Source organism: Asticcacaulis sp. AC460, assembly GCF_000495795.1.
GTDB lineage: Bacteria > Pseudomonadota > Alphaproteobacteria > Caulobacterales > Caulobacteraceae > Asticcacaulis.
In genome coordinates, this window is record NZ_AWGD01000011.1 from 141,638 (window position 1) to 160,813 (window position 19,176).

The 19,176-nt window shown below is 63.7% G+C and carries 10 protein-coding genes; 3 read left to right on the top strand and 7 right to left on the bottom strand.

The annotated features are described in order from the left end of the window. Nucleotides 1-51: 51 nt before the first annotated feature. The 3 genes from ABAC460_RS31960 to ABAC460_RS31970 all read left to right on the top strand — a co-directional run bounded on the left by ABAC460_RS31960 (nt 52) and on the right by ABAC460_RS31970 (nt 5,937). The gene (locus tag ABAC460_RS31960) at nt 52-1,215 is read left to right on the top strand and encodes an efflux RND transporter periplasmic adaptor subunit (protein ID WP_023452717.1); all 1,164 of its coding nucleotides are present in this window, start codon (nt 52-54) and stop codon (nt 1,213-1,215) included. Nucleotides 1,216-1,375: 160 nt separating this feature from the next. After that, complete coding sequence (locus ABAC460_RS31965) at nt 1,376-4,549, top strand: efflux RND transporter permease subunit (RefSeq protein ID WP_023452718.1); 3,174 nt, start codon at nt 1,376-1,378, stop codon at nt 4,547-4,549. 2 nt (nt 4,550-4,551) lie between these two features. After that, on the top strand, nt 4,552-5,937 hold the full coding sequence (locus ABAC460_RS31970) for an efflux transporter outer membrane subunit (protein WP_031236555.1): 1,386 nt from the start codon (nt 4,552-4,554) through the stop codon (nt 5,935-5,937). 180 nt (nt 5,938-6,117) lie between these two features. Here ABAC460_RS31970 and ABAC460_RS31975 read toward each other — a convergent pair whose 3' ends face one another. From ABAC460_RS31975 to ABAC460_RS32005, 7 genes are all read right to left on the bottom strand, one after another. Next, nucleotides 6,118-8,556 carry a ThuA domain-containing protein gene (locus tag ABAC460_RS31975; protein WP_162150300.1) on the bottom strand — a complete coding sequence of 813 codons (2,439 nt, stop codon included), beginning with the start codon at nt 8,554-8,556 and terminating at the stop codon, nt 6,118-6,120. A 116-nt stretch (nt 8,557-8,672) separates the two neighbouring features. Then, nucleotides 8,673-10,502 carry a TonB-dependent receptor plug domain-containing protein gene (locus ABAC460_RS31980; protein ID WP_023452721.1) on the bottom strand — a complete coding sequence of 610 codons (1,830 nt, stop codon included), beginning with the start codon at nt 10,500-10,502 and terminating at the stop codon, nt 8,673-8,675. Between the two features lie 93 nt (nt 10,503-10,595). After that, complete coding sequence (locus tag ABAC460_RS31985; protein WP_023452722.1) at nt 10,596-12,656, bottom strand: TonB-dependent receptor; 2,061 nt, start codon at nt 12,654-12,656, stop codon at nt 10,596-10,598. 59 nt (nt 12,657-12,715) lie between these two features. Continuing rightward, a complete protein-coding gene (locus ABAC460_RS31990; protein WP_023452723.1) occupies nt 12,716-13,585 on the bottom strand; it encodes a rhamnogalacturonan acetylesterase in 870 nt (289 codons plus the stop codon). Further along, on the bottom strand, nt 13,582-16,524 hold the full coding sequence (locus ABAC460_RS31995; RefSeq protein ID WP_023452724.1) for a sugar-binding domain-containing protein: 2,943 nt from the start codon (nt 16,522-16,524) through the stop codon (nt 13,582-13,584). The genes ABAC460_RS31990 and ABAC460_RS31995 overlap by 4 nt, the downstream gene beginning before the upstream one ends. Beyond that, the gene (locus ABAC460_RS32000) at nt 16,521-18,101 is read right to left on the bottom strand and encodes a pectate lyase (protein WP_023452725.1); all 1,581 of its coding nucleotides are present in this window, start codon (nt 18,099-18,101) and stop codon (nt 16,521-16,523) included. The genes ABAC460_RS31995 and ABAC460_RS32000 overlap by 4 nt, the downstream gene beginning before the upstream one ends. Continuing rightward, the gene (locus ABAC460_RS32005) at nt 18,101-19,066 is read right to left on the bottom strand and encodes a pectinesterase family protein (protein WP_023452726.1); all 966 of its coding nucleotides are present in this window, start codon (nt 19,064-19,066) and stop codon (nt 18,101-18,103) included. Before ABAC460_RS32005 ends, ABAC460_RS32000 begins: the two co-directional genes overlap by 1 nt. Nucleotides 19,067-19,176 lie beyond the last annotated feature (110 nt).

Below are 19,176 nucleotides of genomic sequence, written 5' to 3' on the forward strand. Positions count from 1 at the left end.
CAGTATCCTCATACCTGCGTAACCGACTCTCGTTCGTCCCGGAGAATCCGCATGACCCCGTCCCTTTCGTCCATTAAGCGCGGCGCCCTCCCCGTGGCGATCCTCCTGGCCGCGACTTTGGGTATGACCGCCTGCGGCAAGAAACAGCAGGGCATGCCCCAAGGCGGCGCGACCGAGGTCGGCATCGTGGTGGTCCAATCCGAACCCGTGCCGATCACCACCGAACTGTCCGGCCGGACCTCGGCCTATCTGGTTTCCGACGTACGGCCCCAGGTCAGCGGCCTGGTCAAGGCGCGCCTGTTCACCGAAGGCGGCTACGTCCGTCAGGGCCAGCCGCTTTACCAGATCGACGCCGCCCCGTTCCAGGCCCAGTACGCCCAGGCCCAGGCGCAACTGGCCCAGGCCAATGCGTCGCTGACCAGTGCGAAGCTGCGCGCCGAGCGCTACGCCGAACTGGTCAAGGTCAATGCCGTGTCCAAGCAGGAAAACGACGACGCCCAGGCCGCGCTCGGCCAGGCCAAGGCCTCCGTACAGGCGGCCGAGGCTTCGGTGCAGACCGCCGCCATCAATCTGAACTACACCAAGGTCGCAGCCCCCATTTCCGGCCGCATCGGCAAGTCCACGGTCACGCCCGGCGCCCTGGTGACAGCGGCCCAGCCGACGGAACTGGCCCGCATCCAGAACATTGAGCAGGTCTATCTCGACATCAACCAGTCGGTCGCCGAGCTGACCCGCCTCAAGCGCGCCGTCGCCGGCGGCCAGATCAGCGAACCGGCCTCGGCCGATGTCGAGCTGATCCTGGAGGACGGTTCGGTCTATCCGCTCAAGGGCCGCCTGCAGTTTTCCGACGTCACGGTCGATCCGGCCACCGGAACGGTGACCCTGCGCGCCGTGTTCGCCAATCCCGACGGCGCCCTGTTGCCCGGCATGTACGCCAAGGCCCGCGTCATTTCCGGCGTGGTCGGCAACGGCATCCTGGTGCCCCAGCCCGCCGTCACCCGCGACCCCAAGGGCAATGCCATGGTCATGGTCGTCACCAAGGACAACAAGGCCCAGCCGCGCCCGATCAAGACCACCCAGACGGTCGGCAACAAGTGGCTGGTCACCGAAGGCCTGCAACCCGGCGACCGCGTCATTGTCGAAGGCCTGCAAAAGGTTATGCCCGATGCTCCCGTCAAGCCCGTGACCATCGGCGCCGCCGCCGAAAAAAAATAAGGCCCCACCAGGCCTGAACCGACTCCAAAGCCTATAAGCCCATTCCCTAGAGCGGGGTTTTGGTAGACTCAAAACGCCGCTCTAGATTTTTGTTTTGACGCGCAATTTTTCCGAAAAGTGCTGCACACTTTATCGGATTGCGCTCTGAAGGATACCGGCAATGCTCTCCCGTTTCTTCATCCACCGTCCGATCTTCGCCTGGGTCGTGGCCATCGTCATCATGATGGCCGGCATCCTTTCGATCTGGAAGCTGCCGATCGCGCAGTATCCCCAGATCGCCCTGCCCCAGGTATCGGTCTCGGCCTTCTATCCCGGTGCCTCGGCCAAGACGGTGGAAGACAGCGTCACCCAGATCATCGAACAACAGATGAAGGGCATCGACGGGCTGCTGTATATGAATTCGACCTCGGATTCGAGCGGCGCGGCCAGTGTCACCCTGACCTTCAAGTCCGGAATCGACCCCGACATCGCCCAGGTCCAGGTCCAGAACAAGCTGCAATCCGCCACCGCCCTGCTGCCGCAGGAGGTGCAACAACAGGGCCTCAGCGTGAGCAAGGCGACCGGCAGCTTCCTGATGGCCATCGGTCTGTATTCCGACGATCCCAATGTCAGCAGCACCGATCTGGGCGACTATATGAGCTCGACCCTGATCGACCAGGTCAGCCGCGTCGATGGCGTCGGAACGATCCAGAATTTCGGCGCCCAGTACGGCATGCGCATCTGGCTCGATCCGGCCAAGCTGACCGGCTACAACCTGACACCCACCGACGTCATCGCCGCCATTCGTGCCCAGAATACCCAGGTTTCGGCCGGGCAGCTGGGCGGTTTGCCGGCCGTCAAGGGCACGGCGCTGAACGCCACCATTACGGCGCAGTCGCGCCTGACCACGGTCGAGCAATTCCGCCAGATCATCGTTAAGAACTCGGCCGGTGGCGCCACGGTGCGCCTCCAGGACGTCGCGCGCGTAGAGATGGGCGCCGAACAATATGCCGCGTCGGTGAAGTTCAACGGCCGGCCGGCCACCGGCATGGCGATCAGCCTGTCGACCGGCGCCAACGCGCTGGAAACCGCCAAGGCGGTCAAGCTCAAAATGGACCAGCTGTCGAAAGGCTTCCCTGCGGGTTACAAGTATGTCGTGCCGTTCGACACGACGCCGTTCGTCGAACTGTCGATCCATGAGGTCATCAAGACCCTGGTCGAAGCCGTCGTCCTGGTCTTCCTGGTCATGTTCCTGTTCCTGCAGAACTGGCGCGCCACCCTGATTCCGACGATCGCCGTTCCGGTGGTTCTGCTGGGGACCTTTGCCGTCCTGGCGGCATTCGGCTACTCCATCAATACCCTGACCCTGTTCGCCCTGGTTCTGGCCATCGGGCTACTGGTCGACGACGCCATCGTCGTGGTCGAAAACGTCGAGCGCGTCATGCGCGAGGAAGGGCTTCCGCCTCTGGCCGCCACCATCAAGTCGATGAATGAGATCACCGGCGCCCTTATCGGTATCGCCCTGGTCCTGTCGGCGGTGTTCATTCCCATGGCCTTCTTCGGCGGCTCGCAGGGCGTCATCTACCGCCAGTTCTCGATCACCATGGTCTCCGCCATGGCCCTGTCGGTGGTCGTCGCCCTGGTGCTGACACCGGCGCTCTGCGCGACCTTGCTGAAGCCGATCACGGCGAATCATGAGCCCAAGGGTTTCTTCGGCTGGTTCAACCGCAATTTCGACCGCGCCGCCGTCGCCTATCGCAACGCCGTCAACCGCATCCTGGGCCAGAGCGCGCGCTATCTCACCATCTTCCTGGTGATTGTCGGGCTGATGGTCGTGCTGTTCACGCGCATCCCGACCGCCTTCCTGCCGGATGAAGACCAGGGCTACCTGTTCACCATCGTGCAACTGCCCCCCGGTGCGACCGAAGAACGGACCCTGGCCGTGCTGGATCAGGTCTATGACCAGTTCAAGAACGACCCGGCTGTCGCTTCGGCCTTTACCGTCTCGGGCTTCTCCTTCTCGGGACCTGGCCAGAATGCCGGCATGGCTTTCGTCCGCCTGAAAGATTTCGAAGAACGCAAGGGCGAAAACATGAAGGCCTCGGCTGTCGCCGGACGCGCCATGGGCACCTTCATGCAGTTCCGCGACGCCATGGCCTTCGCCATCGTGCCACCGGCCGTGTCCGAACTGGGCAACTCGTCCGGCTTCGACCTTCAGCTCAAGGACGTCGGCGGGGTCGGTCACGACGCCCTGCTCAATGCCCGCAACCAGGTCCTGGGCATGGCCTCGCAGAACCCGGCCTTGGCCGGGGTGCGTCCTAACGGTATGGAAGACACGCCTCAGCTGAAGCTGGAAATCGACCAGGCCGCCGCCGGCGCCATGGGCCTGAGCCTCGGCGACATCAATGCGACCCTGTCCAGCGCCATGGGCGGCGCCTATGTCAACGACTTCATCGACCGCAACCGGGTCAAGAAGGTCTATGTCCAGGCCGATGCCCCCTTCCGCATGAGGCCCGAAGACCTCGACCGCTGGTATGTCCGTAACGACCAGGGCAATATGGTGCCCTTCTCCGCCTTCGCCACCTCGCACTGGGAGTTCGGCTCCCCGCGCCTGGAACGCTATAACGGCGCCCCGTCGATGAACGTCCAGGGAGCAGCCGCTCCCGGCAAGTCATCGGGTCAGGCCATGGCCGAGATGGAAAAGATCATCGCCACCCTGCCCGCCGGCATTTCATATGAATGGACGGGCCTGTCGTTACAGGAAAAGCAATCCGGCGCCGAAGCCCCGATGCTGTACGCCCTGTCGATCTTCGTGGTCTTCATCCTGTTGGCCGCCCTGTACGAAAGCTGGTCGATCCCCGTCGCCATCGTCATGGTCATCCCGCTGGGCGTTCTGGGGGCCTTGCTGGCCACCATGCTGCGCGGCCTGGCCAACGATATCTACCTCCAGGTGGCGCTGTTGACCATCATCGGGCTCAGTTCCAAGAACGCCATCCTGATCGTCGAGTTCGCCAAGCATAACCACGAGAAGGGCATGAGCCTGATCGACGCCACCCTGGAAGCCGTCCGGGTCCGTCTGCGCCCGATCATCATGACCTCGCTGGCCTTCACCTTCGGCATTACGCCGCTGGTCTTCGCCAACGGCGCGGGGTCCGGCAGCCAGAACGCCATCGGTACCGGCCTGGTCGGCGGCATCATTTCTGCCACCCTGCTGGCCATCTTCTTCATCCCGCTGTTCTTCGTCGTCATCGAACGCATCTTCAAGGCCGACGAAAAGCACCTGAAGAAACTGGCCCTGCAACGCGAAGCCGAAGCCCTGCTCGACAACGACCCCAATAGCCGCGGAGGGCACTGATCATGCCTAAGCTTGTTCGACTTTTCCTTCTGACCACCGTGGGCGCCGTAGCGTTGAGCGCGTGCACCATGGCCCCGAAATATGAGCGCGGAGTCCTGCCGGTACCGGGCCAGTTCCCAGCCGAAGCCTCGAGCGTTTCGGCCGAAACCCTGTCTTGGCGCCAGGTTTTCCTCGACCCGCGCCTGCAGGCGGTCATCGCCCAGTCGCTGGACAACAACCGCGACCTGCGCGTGGCAGTGCTCAATGTCGAGCGCACCCGCCAGCAGTACCGCATCCAGCGTGCCGGCTTGCTGCCGGGCGTCAATGGCAGCGTCTCCGGCACGCGCGGCGATACCGGTCAGGTTGATGCCTCGGGCAATCCGGTCGGCGAGACCGAAGTCTATAGCGCCAATATCGGCGCGGCGTGGGAGATCGACCTGTTTGGCCGCGTGCGCTCGCTGAGCCAGGCGGCGCAGAACACCTATTTCGCCGCCGGTGAAAACCGCAAGGCCGCCCAGATCAGCCTGATTTCGGCCGTGGCCTCGACCTGGCTGACCCTTGCCGCCGACCAGGAACAACTGCGGCTGTCGCGGCAGACCCTGCGGTCGCGTGAGGAGAGCCTTGACCTGACGCAACGGCGTTTCGACGCCGGCGCCTCGGATCAGTTGACCCTGCGCCAGGCCCAGGTGCTGACAGAGCAAGCCCGCGGCGATGTCGCGTCGTTAAGTGCGCTGGTGCAACAGGACCAGAATGCCCTGCGGCTGCTGGTCGGCGCCGAAGTGGCCGCGGAAAACCTGCCGGATGCCTTCCCCGATAATGCGGTCCTGGCCGACCTGCCGGTGGGCGTGCCGTCGGACGTGCTGCTGAAGCGGCCGGACGTGCTGGCGGCGGAGTATGGTTTGAAGGCGGCCAATGCCAATATCGGTGCGGCGCGCGCCGCCTTCTTCCCGAGCATCTCGCTGACCGGGAGCGTTGGCAAGGCCTCAACCGATCTGGGGCAACTGTTCGACGGGACGGATACCTGGACCTTCTCGCCGTCGATCTCGGTGCCGATCTTCGCCGGCGGCGCCAACCGCGCCAATCTCGGTGTTGCCAATACCAGCCGCGACATCGCCGTGGCCCAGTATGAGCAGGCCATCCAAGCGGCGTTCCGCGATGTTTCGGATCAACTGGCGACGCGCTCGACCATCGACGAACGGCTCAGCGCCCAGACCCGCGTGGTTGAGGCGGCTGCAGACAGCAACGCGCTGGCTCAGGCGCGGTTTACCCAGGGTGTGGATTCGCGTTTGACCCTGGTCGATGCCGAGCGGACGTCTTACGGCGCCCAGCAACAGCTGATCGGCATCCGGCTGGTGCGGGCGGTCAACCTGGTCAACCTGTACGCCGCGCTCGGCGGCGGTTTCGAATAGTGGGCTTCACACCCCCTCCGCTTCGACGCGCTACAGCCTTCGGCTTTCGCTTGCTCAGCACCTCCCCCGCAAGCGGTGGAGAATAAGAAGCGACTATCCTCCCCCGTTTACGGGGGAGGTGTCGAGCAAGTGAGCCCGCAGGGCGAAACGCGTCGAGACGGAGGGGGCGTGCAGCCCCGCTTACTGCGCCAGAATGTACGTCGCGAGCACCTTACGGTCATCCTCGCTGATACCTTCGAAGGCCGGCATGGCATGGGTTCCACCCCACACACCCGTGCTGCCAGCGCCGATCCGTCCGGCAACATAGTCCACCGCATCGGCACGATCGTGGTACTTCGCCGCCACCTTCTTGTACGACGGCCCGACCGAGTCCTCGTCGATCTGGTGGCACGACAGGCACGAATTGTCCTCCAGCAGAGCCAGGGCAGGTGATACCGGCGCCTCGGCCACAGCGACCGCCACGGGCTCCAACTCACCCGGCCGGAAGACGATCCGGTACAGGCCCGACGTCGGGTTCGGCGCGTTCCACTTCGGCCCATAGGCTAGGACATACAGGTTACCGTCCGGGCCGAACATCATGTCGATCGGGTTGTCGATCTTCACGTTGGGCGCCAAATCGACGATCTGGCGGACATTCCCCTGGTTGTCGAAATCGACCACCTTCACATAGCTGCGCACGAAGTCCGAGATGAACAGCTTGCCCTCGTACCAGACCGGGAGGTTGGTCGTCGCCGGGGTTTTCAGCCGGCGGTAAACGCCGCCCGCCGTCGCCGAACGGCCGCCCGTGCCCAGTTCCGGGAAGATCGAGGATTCGTTGTACGGATAGTACAGCAGGGCTGGACGCGCCGGCGGCAGCACCTTCATACCGGTATTGCGCGCCGACGGATTGACCGGATGCGCCGGATCGAAGGCCGGGCCATTGGCGCCGGTGACGAAGTCGTGCTTGTGGTAGGGATAGTTGTTGCCGATGAACAGCGGCCAGCCGTAGTTGCCAGGGCTCTTGATCTCGTTGATCTCGTCATGGCCGCGCACGCCGCGGTTCTCGTCGTCGACGCTGGAATCCGGGCCGACATCGCCGAGATACAGGTAGCCCGTCTTCGGGTCCTGAGCGAGCGAGTACGGGTTACGGAAGCCCATGGCGTAGATTTCCGGCCGGCCCTGTTTCGGGCTGGCGAACAGGTTGCCCTTCGGCACGGTGTAACCACCGGCGGGCTTGGGCCGGATGCGCAGGATCTTGCCGCGCAGGTCCTGGGTGTTGCCCGACGAACGGCCGGCATCCATGTCGCCGCCGGTCGGACGGTTATCCAGCGGCGCGAAGCCGTTGACGTCCTTGTCCCACGGATTGGTGTTATCGCCCGTGGTGATGAACAGCTCGCCGGCCTTGTTGAACAGCAGGCCGCTGCCGGTGTGGCAGCAGGTGTCCTCGATCGGGATATCGATCAGGGTATCGACCGGGGTCAGGCGCCCGGCCTTCACGTCCAGCCGGAAGCGGCCGACGCGGTTCATCATCTTGCCGCCCTTTCCGCGCTTCGAATGCTGGATGTAGAGAATGCGATTGCCGGCAAAGCCCGGATCGACGGCCAGGGCATAGGCGCCGTGCTCGCCATTGGACGAATCGAAGGCCACCTTGCCCACCGTGCGGCGCGTGCCCCAGGTCGGATCGACATGGATCAGCTCGCCGCCACGCTGGATGATCAGAATGCTGCGGTCGGGCAGGAAGTCGAAAGCGATCGGCTCATTCATGTTGGAGACGACGGTTTCGCGCGTCATGCGCTCGGCCGCCGGGCGGACCTTGCTGTAATCCTTGGCTTTGTTGCCGACGGCATAGGTCAGACCCTGAATGATCAGGCGCTGCATGATCGGTTCGGCATAGGATTCGTTGCGGTGGCCCAGGCCGATATAGAAGCCGCGGCCGCCGTCAAAGTCGTTCGACCATACCATGTTGCTGATGCCCTGGGATTGCGATCCCTGGTAGCTCTGGCTGTCGATTTTCAGAATGTGGTGCAGGAAGGGGCTGACGTCGCGGTAGTCGTACCACTCGTCGGTGAAGCGCAGCTCGCCCTTCTTGACCAGGGCGGGATCGGCGGCAATGGCCGGGTTGTGCGGATCGGCGACGACCAGCCGGGCTTCCTGGATGGCCGGGTGGTGCTTGAAATGGCCGCCGATCAGCTTGGTGTACCACGGCCACTTGCCGTCGCTTTCGGTGTCGGTCGCCGAGTGTATGCCCAGAAGGCCACCGCCCGACTGGATAAAGTGTTCGAAGGCGGCCTGCTGGTTTTCGTCCAGGATATCGCCCGTGGTGTTGAGGAACACGACGGCGTCATAGGTCTTCAGGTTGTCGTCGGTGAAGACCGACGCGTCCTCGGTGACGGTGACGCTGAAGCCCTGCTTTTGAGCCAGGTCCTTGAGCGCCGCTTGGCCGGTCGGGATGGAGTCGTGACGGAAGCCGGCGGTCTTGGAAAAGACCAGGACCTGCGCCCCCATCAGCGGTTTGGCCGTTGCTCTTGCGGGGCCTTTCGCGGCCCAGGCAGCAAACGCCACGGCCAGGGCGGCCAGGACGAGTATCAGCCCGAACAGCAGCTTACCGCGGCCCAGACCCAATCTTTGAACTATCGCCATTGTTTCCTCTCGATCTTGTTTTTTCTTGTCTTCTTCACAGCTTACGGGGAAGCGCCCTCCTCCCCATCTCATGGGGGGGGTGCCGGCGAAGCCGGCGGAGGGGTATTCTTCGGTCTTTAAAACGCCTTACGCAAACTCACCGTTACATTGCGTCCCCGCGCCCGGAAGCCGACCACGGTTTCATACTCCGCATCCCACAGATTGCCGATCCGCGCCGACACCGCCAGCCCATCTCCAAAACCATAGCCGACCGTCAGATCGCTGCGGACATAGCCTTTCAACCTGACATCGCCGGTCGGGATCGAATTGGACGAACGCTTGCCGACATAACGGTTGTCCAGCCGCACGGTCCATCCCGGCGAAGGCGTCCAGGTCACGTCGAACGCCGCCGTCAGGTCCGGCCGATGCAACAGGCCATCCTCGCTGCCATTGACCTCGTTCTTCAGGGTCGAGACCCGCGCCTCATAGGTCACCCGCGATCCGATCGGGCCTTCCAGGCCCAGGTCGACGCCGGAAATTTCCACCTTGTCGCGGTTGACCAGCTTGAAGGTAGCGAAATCGAAGTCGATCAGGTTGCGATAGACGGTGCTGTGGGCCGCGATCGTCAGACGCGCACCACCGAACCGGTACGCCAGGCGGAGATCGCCGCCTTCGCTTTCTTCCGGCCGCAGATCGGGCGAACCAACCAGCGGATCGCCCAGGGCGTAGAAGCTCGGCACCTTCAGCGACCGGCCCCAGGTGCCGGCCACGGCCAGGCGATCGTCGGCCGACTGCCATTCCAGACTGGCGCGATGGCTCCACGCCGCCTTGTCGTTGTCGCGGGCATCGGCGCGGATGCCGCCGCGCAACGAGAAGCCGCCGCCCAGCCGGACCAGGCCTTCGCCGAAGACGCCGGCGCTGCTGCGGTCCTGTTCGAAACTGGATGGCAGTGAAAAGAAGCCGAAGTCCAGCACGCCGTCGACCTCGCCCTGTTCGCGCATCAACTCGACGCCGGCGGCGTAATCCACCCGCTGGCCGGCGGCACGATAGGTGGCGGTGGCCTGGACTCTATCGAAAGAACTGGTCTGGACCGTTGCCGGTGTGCCGCCGGCCATCGGATCGCCCATGGCCGGGCTATACTGGTCCTGATCACGCCGGAAAGCCGCCAGGTTCACGTTGACACTTCGGCCATCGCCAGCCGGTTGCCGGAACGACAACCCAGCCAGGCGGTCCTTGTCCTGGATATGCTGCTGTTCGCCGTTCGAATAGAGAATTCCGCCGCTGGCGACATCAAAACCTTCACGGTCGCTGTCAGCGGCGCGGACGAACAGGCTGAGGCGGCCATCGCGCGGCGTCGCGCCCGTCAACTTCGCCGTCACGGTCGAGAGCGTCCGCCACTGCCCCAGGTCCTTGTCGCCGTCCTCGCCATGGCGGGCAGCGCCGTTCAGAGTCCAGCCGCCCAGATCGACGCCACCGGCCAGGCGGACGGCATATTCCTCATCGCCCGAAACCGACAGGCGCAGTTGCGGTTGCGGTTGCAGGTCGATCTCGGTCGTCACCACGCCGGCCAGGGCGCCGGAACCGTACAGGGCCGACAAAGGCCCCTGCCCCACGGTAACTCCGGAAATCTCATCACCGGCCAGGGTGGAAAAGTCATAGGCGCCGCCGCGCGAATCGCCGAGGTCATGGACCGGCACGCCTTCGATCAGCACCGGGGTGAAGTTAGCGTCGGCGCCGCGCACGAACAGTTCGGCGCGCGATCCCGCCACGCCGCCGTCCAGAACCGTCATGCCGGGCACGCCTTCCAGGACGTCATTGACCGACTGGCCCTCCTTGGCGACGCGGTGTTCGGACCACGGCACGGCGGTTTTCAGCCTTGTGCTGACGATGACAACGTCTTCGGCGAACGCCGGAACCGTCACGGCGGTCAACGCCCCCGCGCTGCACAGAACCCAAACCCACTTCACGCGGAACTCCCTGAACGACCCAGGCGGAGTTGCAGCACGAAATGCGGCAAACCTCAATATGTAAACGATGTAAAGGATTACAATGATGAGGACCTATTCTGCCCCACCCTTGCCGAACTTGCGGTTGATGCCGATCATGACACCCGGGCTTTCGGTGCGGCTTTCAACGCGCGACGTGCCTTGCGGCGTTTCGAACACCGTCTCACGCTTCGACGAATTCAGCAGATCGAAGCCACGCACCGAGAAGGTCCATTTCGGTGTGATCTTGTGACGGTAGACCATGTCCAGGCGGTAGAAACCGGTCTGATAGCCCTGTAACTGCACGCCGCGGCCTTCGGCGTTCAGGTTGAACTGCAGCCAGTCCTTGGCATTGGGCCGCCAGTCGATGACGGCATTGCCGGAATAGGTGACATATTGCCGCTTCAGCGCCTCGCCGCCGAACATCCCGGCGATCTCGCTGTCGAAGACGTTCAGGTTGACCGAATAGTCGATCTTTTCCGAGACCTTGCCCTTCGCGGTCAGTTCCAGCCCCATGGCGCGCGACTCATCGGCAGTGGTGACCGAGGTCATGACGACCTGGCCGACCACCCGCCGTGTCTGGGTCATCGGGTTAGCATTGACGCGATAATAGAGGCTGCCGTTGGAGCTGAAATCCTTGCCTTCGAACTCATAGCCGATCTCGTAGGCGTCGGTCTCCTGGGCCTTAAGATAAGGATTGCCTTCGTAGGTGTAGTAGCGGCCGTAATAGACAAGGCGCGGATTGAGCTGATAACCGTTGGGCCTCTGGGTGCGGAGGCTGTAGCTCGCCACCAGCTTGGTGCTGTCCGACAGGGTGCGGTTCAGGTTCAGTGACGGCAGCCAGCGCAGGTCGGAGGTCTCGGCGGGGCCCGCCGTCCAGCGTTCGGCTTCGACCCGCAAACCCGGCATGACCGCCCATTTGCCCAGCGGCGTCTGCCAGGTGACATAGGCGGCCTGGGTGGCGCGATCGTACAGGAACAGGCTGTCGATATCGCTTTCGCCCGGCACCAGGTTGGCGAGGTTTTGCGACCGGTTCAGGCCCTCGCTTTCGTTGGTCTCGATTTCAAACCCGGCGTTCAGGCGGGATTTTCCGAGGGGCCGCTCGTAGTCGCCCTTGAAGTTCATCCCGCCCTCGGGCCCTTCGTTGAAATAGGCATAGGCGATATCGGACGGCGTAGGCACGGCGCCGATCAGCCGGTGCCAGGCGCCGTCGGCATAGGTCCCGGTATTATAGGATACGTTCAGGTCCAGGGTTTCGCCTTCGACGGCGCCCTTGTGCTGGAAATGCGCCGACACTTCCGATCCGTGGCCGGCTTCGGCGCTAAAAACGTCTTCACCATGATCGTCGATCACCTGGCCGGCGGCATTCTTGATCAGCACCGTGCCGTCCTCGCGCGTCGAAGCCCGCCAGCGGTAGTGGCTGAGGTTCAGTTCCAGCCGGTCGCGCTCGTTGGCGTCGTAGGCCAGGCTGGCATTGGCATAGGTGCCGCGGCGCGACACGTCGGAATGGCTGACGCCATCGGTGGTTTCCGTGCCCCATGTCTGATGACCGCGCCAAGTCGTGTTTTCCAGGGTGCGGCTGGTGCCGGCCGAGCCGCCCCACGTCCAGCGTCCGCGCTTGGTGTTGAAGCCGAGATTGATGTTGTAGCGGCCGTCGTCATCGCCGCGGACACCGGCATTGCCGTTGACGCCGTCCTTGCGCTTCTTTTTCAGGATGATGTTGATGATGCCGCCGCTGCCGTCGGAAGCGAACTGGGCCGACGGGTTGGTCATCACCTCGATGCGCTCGATTTCGGACGCCTGAAGGTTGGCCAAGGCGCCTGAGCGGGATTCGACGCCGTCGATCATGACCTTGACCTGGGGATCGCCGCGCAGGGCGATGCGGCCGCGCGGATCGATGGTGACCGAGGGAATCCGCTGCAAAACGTCGCTGGCCGTCGCAAAAGCCGATTGCGCACTGGTGCTGACGTCGTAGACACGGCGGTCGATCTTGTTAGTGACCGAAGGCTTGCGCGCCTTGATGGTGATGGTGGGATTGTCTTTACTATCGGCTGGCGGGGCCTCTGCCGACTGTGCCCAAACCACGCCGGGCGCACACGCCACCACAGCGACCATAACCGCCAGAACTCGCACCATTTTACCACCCCGTACACCTGCGCACGCAGCAAACATGCGCAGGTGCCGTGGTCAAGGGCTTACGGGATCAAATCCTTGCGAAGTTCCGGAACCGCCTTGGAGAGTTCTTCCGTGACGATCTTGGCGAAGACATCGGCGCCTTTCGGCCCCAGGTGGGTGTAGTCGAAGGACAGCTTGGCGGCGCCCATGGGTTCAAGGGCGGCGTTGATCTGGGCTTGCGTCGGCGCGGGGGCATTGGGCGGTACGGGTACGCCGGTCGCGGCGGGAATGGTGGTGCCGGTCTGGGCCGCGGCGGCGACCTCCGCCGACGGCGGGAGTTGGGCAAACTGCGTCGCCTGGGCCGCGCCCATGGCCTGGACCACGGCCTGGCTGCGGGCGTAGAGGTCGACCACGGGCACGTTCATCTCTTGGGCGACCTTGCGGGTGGCGTCGGCCCAGGGACCGAGGTCATCCTGCAGCTTGCCGTTCTCGAAACCGCGCCGGGTCAGGGGCGTCACCAGCACGGGGATAGCGCCGGCGGCACGGACCTCTTCGACATAGGCGCGCAGGTTGGCGGGAAATTCCGTAGCCAAGTCGGTGGAGCGGCCGGGCTTGCCGGGCTGGTCGTTATGGCCGAACTGGATCAGGACATAGGTCTTGGCGAACCCGCCTGATTTCATTTCAGCCAGCGCGATATCCCACGAACCTTCGGCGCGATAGTTGAAGCTGGACCGCCCGCCGCGCGCCAGGTTGACGCAGGCCAGGAAGGAAGTGACGTGGTCGGCGCAGAAGCTGGGGCCCCAGCCGCCCTGGACCGCCGTGGTCGAATCGCCGACCAGGATGATCTTCTTGGCGGTGATCTTTTTGACCTGGGCGCGGGCTTCTGCGTCGGTTTGCGCGAAGGTGGGTGTGGCGAAGGTGAGAGCGATCAGGGGCAACAGGTATTTCATGTCGTCATCCACTTTAAAGCATTGATCAGGAAACGTTTTTGCAGCGGCGCCACCATGTCCGGCAGGCGATGGACAATGGCGCGCATGCCGGCTTTTTCGACCGTGAAACAGGCGGCGCCGTTGTGGCGGTCGTGGTCACGGCTGTAGCCGGCGATAACCTGGATGCCATCGCCTTCGATCTTCAGGCCGTTCGACGGTTCGCCGGGAATCTGATGCAGGACGCTGGTCGCCTGGTCGGTCGGGATGCCGTCGAACAGGGCATGGGCGCGCAGGTAGTTCCAGTTGCCCATCCACGGTGCGCGGAGATTTCCGACCTGGCCGGAATAGGTGAATAAACCCAATGCCGCCAATTGTTTAGCCACGCCATCCGCCAGGCCGTCTTCGGGCACCATGGCCAGCAAAGGGGTGCCTTTGCGGACCGCGGCGAGGACGTCGGGCGGCAGTTCACCGGGGATGACGACCGGCTTTTCGCCCTTCTTGGGCCGGGCTTCCAAGCCGGTCTGTTCGGCGATCTGGCGGCGTTCGATCTCCTCAGCTTTGAGGCCGGAAGCGATGATGGCGTCGTATTTTGTGTTGGGTTTAAAGTCTTCGAACGTGACGACGGAAATTCCCGCCAGCTGGTCGCAGAAGGATTTGGCGATGCCGGAAACGCCTATTTTCAAAGGGCGGGCGAAGGCGGGACGGGTGTGGGTGACCCAGATTTCGCGTGTGAAGGTCGAGGTCCAATGGCCGGGCAGTTCCAGCACGATCTTGTGCAGGCCGGTCTGGGTCAGGACCGGGGTCGTGATTTTTTCGGCAAGGAGGTAGCTGAACTGGTCGCGGACATGTTTCGGCACCGGAAAGGTTAGTATTTCCAACGACTTGCCATCGGGCGTGACCAGGCTGAGGTTGAGAGTGCCGGTCAGTTGGGTGTCGGTGTCGTTGAGCAGCCAGATGTCCAGTTCGGCGGCCTCGCCAGCCGAAAAAGCCAGTTTTTTGGTCTTGGCGACGGGTCGGACCGGCAGAAGGCTGGACCTGATCAGATCCGGATTTGCCTTGAAATACCGCAGGTTATCGACAATGCCGGAGTGGTTCTCGATGGCCGTGGTCTCCCATCCCGAGATGGCGGCGACATCGACCGAGTCGCCGATGCGGATGTTCTCGCAATAGTGCTGCCAGGCGTCATAGGCCTTGCGCCCGATTGACAGGAACAGCGATTCAGTCGTCGGGAAGGCTTTTCGGAAACCCCACACTTCGCAATAACTGGATGTGTTTTCGATAATGGCCGTGTGGTCAGCCAGATCGTACGACTTGCCGCCCTGGGCCTTGATGTCGGCGACCATCTTGACGTGATTGTCGGCCACCGCGCAGCCCTGCATCTCGCCGAATTCGACGATGTAGGGTTTGCCCGGCTGGTGGTGGATATAATCGTCCCTGGTCTGATAAAATTTGTCATACCACTGATCACCGGCGCCCTGGTGGTTGACCCACCATCCGCCCCATTCTTCGACGTCGGAGCGATAGTAGTGATCGCTGTAGGGCAGGTACATGGCCTGGGCGGCGCCGCGGGCGACGAAGCCGTCATTGAGGATGACTGCGCGGCTGGGGTCGGTGTCGTGGATGGCCTTCAACACCGCCTGGACGTCGGGATTGGCCAGGTTGGCGCCGATCTCGTTCTGCAGGGTGTAGTGGGCCAGCGATGGGTGCGACCGGAAGGCTTTCGCCATGGCAACGCATTTTTCGACCATGAAGGCGCGGCTGAAGATATCGGCTTCGGACAGGGTCTCGCCGGGTTTGATATCCCTGGCGATGGCGTGGCGGCCGCCGCCGGGTTCCATCACGCGCAGGAGACCCAGTTCGTCCTGGGCCTTGAACACATCGGCCTTGCCGACATTGCGGTGGGCATGGAGGGTGTTGAGGCCCAGGGCCTTGGCCGAGTCGATCTCGCGCCGCGCCAGGACGGGGGTCGGCCACATCCCGTTATAGCCCCAATAGCCCCAGGAGATGGCCGAGTAGAGTTTGATGCGTTTGCCGTTCAGCCGCAGCACGGCGTCGCTGCCGAGGCCATCGACGCCGAACCAGCGGAAGCCGAAGCGGACATCGCGGGTGTCGTCGCCATAACTGAAGCGCAGATGGTAGAGGTGGCGGTTTTCCAGGTCCCACAGTTGGGCCGAGGGCGCCGAGACGGTGAAAACGCCGTCCTTGAGCCGGATATCCGCCGGGACGGGTTTCAGGTCGGCGTCGAGCAGGACGGCGGTCAGCTTGCGTTTCTTGCCGGTGACCTCGACATGGCCGGTGACGACGTGGGGGTCGGGCGTGTTCAGCACCCAGGCGTCGCTGATATGGCCGTCGAGGGGGTGGACGGTGAGCGACATGCCGCGGTCCAGGCCGCCGAAGCCGTGCGAGGCGAACAGCCTGGCCTTGCCCCACATCATGGTGGTCGAGTCGCGCCAGTCGTAGCGGCCGCCGGGATTGGTGATGCGGATGGCCAGCCGGTTAGGCTGGCCGGGTTTCATGGCCCGGGTCAGGTCGCAGTCGAAGGGCAGCTCCGACATGATCGAATAGCCGACCAGGGTCTCGTTGAGGAAGACCTCGGCGCGCAGGCGGGCGCCGCGAATATGCAGGAGCACGCGTTTGCCCTTGGCCGCAGCGGGGATCTCGATATCGCGCCACCACCACGACACGCCGCGATACGCCCCGTTTTGCGGCACGTCGTCGTCCTCGGCATAGCGGTATTCGTCGCCGGTATAGGGTCGCAGGCCGAACCGGCCCCAGAAATGCTGTTCGACTGTGGCCGGCAGGGTGACGACGGTTTCGGGCGTGAGCGCGCTCCAGCCGCCGGTCGGCGGATTGACCGGCAGGTTTTTGAGATCGACCTGGGCGGGCAGGAAGATGGTGTCGTCCTGCCAGGAAGCGGCCTGGTCGATCCACAGGTTCCAGCCGTCATCGGGGATTATCATGCGGAGGTCCTGTCGAGGAAGTGGATCAGCCGGCTCATGTTGTTGATGTAGGTCCCCGTCGAAATGCCGATCACCGGCGTGGTGGTGATGTAGGGCGAGGTGTCGCGGGCATCGATCGCTTCGCCGTTGGCGGCGATCGACGCCGGCAAAAGCGCGGCTTCCGCATCGGGATGGAAGACATTGCTGGTGGCGTTGAGCAAGGTCGGCCAGTAGCCGTCGCTGTTGAGGCTCGCGACCAGTTCTGCGATGCCGGCGTTTTCGTCCTGGGTGTTGAGGTCCGAACCGCGTTGCGGCCGGTCGACGGCGTATTTCGGCAGGGGCTTCAGCGCTGGCGACAGCAGGGGCGAGTCCTGGGTCGCGACGTCGCGCGGCAAGGCCTTGACGGTCTCGTATTCGCGGCGCAAGGCGGCGATGTTGAGCTTGCGGTTGACCCAGCCGACGCCATCCTTGGGTTCGTAGACGACCTCGTTGCGTTGATCTCCCGACCATGTGCCGGAATGTTTGAGATAAAGGGCGCGGTCGGTGCCGACCTCGATAAAGGTCGGGTGGGTGAAGCCGTTGATTTGGCGTTCTTTGGGTAGTTCCAGCTTGTCGAGCCAGTCCAGCGCCTGCGGCAGGCGCGCCAGATATTTGGTGTCGCCGGTCCAGCGGTAGAATTTGATCATCTGGCGGATACAGGCCGCGGTGGTGTGGGTGGCCAGGGATGGCGGTTCCGAGCTGCGGGCGCCGGCGGGTTTCAGGTCTTGGGTATATTGCAGCGCCCAGCCCGGCTGGGGGTCGCCCTGTTGGGCCAGGATGAAGATGCCCATGCCGCGCATCAGCGGTTCCAGCACCCGCTGTTCGCCCAGGGTCTGGTAGATCAGGGCAAGGAAGTTGGTATTGTTGATCGCCACCTCGTCGTTGAAGGTGATGTTGGCGGTATAGTCGGGCAGACCGCCGTTGGAATATTCGCGATTGATCGGGAAACGCTGGGGCCAGCCACCGATCGGATACTGGGCGGCGATAACGAAATCGACCACCTTGTCGAGCGGAGCGCGGTATTTCGGATCGCGCTTTTCCATGTAGAGGCGCAGCAGGAACTCGCCGCTTTCGATGGTGCCGCCGTCGTCGAAGGTGCAGTTGCCGTAGTAGTGGCGCATCTCTTCCAGCCGCATGCCGTGCGAGCCGATGGTGTCGTACCAGTCGCGCAGAGAGGTCTCGCCGGCGAAGTCGATCATGTAGTGCCAGCCGCCCGACGGATGCTGGCCCCAGATCAGGGCGCCGGCGACGTCTTCGGCGGCCTTGTAATACTGGTCCTCGCCGGTGGCGTGGTAAGCGTCGAGGAAGAGCTGACCCATGCCGGGGGTACCGGGCGCCTGGACCCAGATCATGGTCGGCTTGGCCTCCATCTCGCCCCAGCGCCGCGACATATCGGGCAGGTAGGACCAGACATAGCCGCCATTGACGGCGACCTTGTCGGTCATGAAGGTCGTGGCACGGCGCATGGTGTCGAGGATTTTGGCGCGCGACGGTGTTGCGGCCAGCGCGGGGGTAGCGAGCATGGCGCCGGTGGCAGTCAGGAAAAGGCGACGATCCATCAGGCTATCCATGAACGGTCGGGGAAGACGGCTTCGAGACGCCATTTCGCCGCGTCTTCGGGTTTGAGCATGTCGGCCCAGAAGACGCGCGAAGCGTCATTGGCGCCAGGGCCGGTCGAGCCGTATTCGGCGAAGTGGGCCGTGGTGTAGGTCTCGGTCTTGCCCGGCGTCCATTCGCGCCAGCCTTCCGGATGGATATTCCCTTCGATGCGGGTATCGAGGAAGACGACCTGGCCGTAGGGGCGCCAGGCGCGGCCGAAGTAATAGTTTCCGTCGCCGGCCGTGGTCACTGTGCAGTGGTCGAAGACGTAGGCCGTGGTTTCGGTTTCGGCCGTGCGGCTATGGGCGGTGATAAAGGCCTGTTCGCGGGCGAGGATATGGAGGACGCAGCGGTCGAATAAGGCCAGGGCATTGCCGAAAATGAAGTCGACATGGCCTTCGATATAACAGTCGTGGAAGTACTGTCGCGACGGTTCGGTCGGTTTCTTGCTGGCGGCATACAGCGTGTCCTGGGCGCCCAGCAGGCGGACGTTCTGGAGTACGGCGCGGTCCGAGGTCAGGTACAGGGCGACGGCCTGGGACGGTTCGGGGTTATCGAGGTGGTAGTCGTTCTGGATGGTCAGGTTGGTGGCGCGGAAGCCGTCGCCGGTGATGGTCAGGGAGGCGGATTTGCCGGTGCCGCCGGCCATCTTGGCGCTGTCGCCCCAGACCAGGATGACGTCTTCGGGTTTTTCGCCGGTGCCGATCAGGTGGACGTCGGTTTTGTTGAGCGACCATTTTTCACGGTAGGTGCCGGGGGAGATCTCGACCGTGCCGCCGGTTTCCGGCAGGGCATTGAGGGCTTCGGTGACGGTCTTGTAGTCGGCCGGAACGCGGACCGTGGGGCGGGTTTGGGCCAGGGCGGGCCAGGGGGCGACGGCGGCAACGGCCGTCACTGTGGCGATGAAGGTACGGCGAGTCAGCATGGGAACTTCCTTTCCACACAGTCAGGCGAGGCCGTGACGACCGAAGATACCCCTCCACCGCTTCGCGGTCCCCCTCCCCACTTCGTGGAGAGGAGAAGTAAGACGGCTTC

Excerpts from the sequence above, each read along its gene's own strand:
- ABAC460_RS32005 (WP_023452726.1), bottom strand. The coding sequence starts at position 19,066 with ATGCTGACTCGCCGTACCTTCATCGCCACAGTGACGGCCGTTGCCGCC.
- ABAC460_RS31970 (WP_031236555.1), top strand. The coding sequence starts at position 4,552 with ATGCCTAAGCTTGTTCGACTTTTCCTTCTGACCACCGTGGGCGCCGTA.
- ABAC460_RS31985 (WP_023452722.1), bottom strand. The coding sequence starts at position 12,656 with ATGGTGCGAGTTCTGGCGGTTATGGTCGCTGTGGTGGCGTGTGCGCCC.
- ABAC460_RS31990 (WP_023452723.1), bottom strand. The coding sequence starts at position 13,585 with ATGAAATACCTGTTGCCCCTGATCGCTCTCACCTTCGCCACACCCACC.
- ABAC460_RS32000 (WP_023452725.1), bottom strand. The coding sequence starts at position 18,101 with ATGGATCGTCGCCTTTTCCTGACTGCCACCGGCGCCATGCTCGCTACC.
- ABAC460_RS31995 (WP_023452724.1), bottom strand. The coding sequence starts at position 16,524 with ATGATAATCCCCGATGACGGCTGGAACCTGTGGATCGACCAGGCCGCT.
- ABAC460_RS31965 (WP_023452718.1), top strand. The coding sequence starts at position 1,376 with ATGCTCTCCCGTTTCTTCATCCACCGTCCGATCTTCGCCTGGGTCGTG.
- ABAC460_RS31960 (WP_023452717.1), top strand. The coding sequence starts at position 52 with ATGACCCCGTCCCTTTCGTCCATTAAGCGCGGCGCCCTCCCCGTGGCG.
- ABAC460_RS31975 (WP_162150300.1), bottom strand. The coding sequence starts at position 8,556 with ATGGCGATAGTTCAAAGATTGGGTCTGGGCCGCGGTAAGCTGCTGTTC.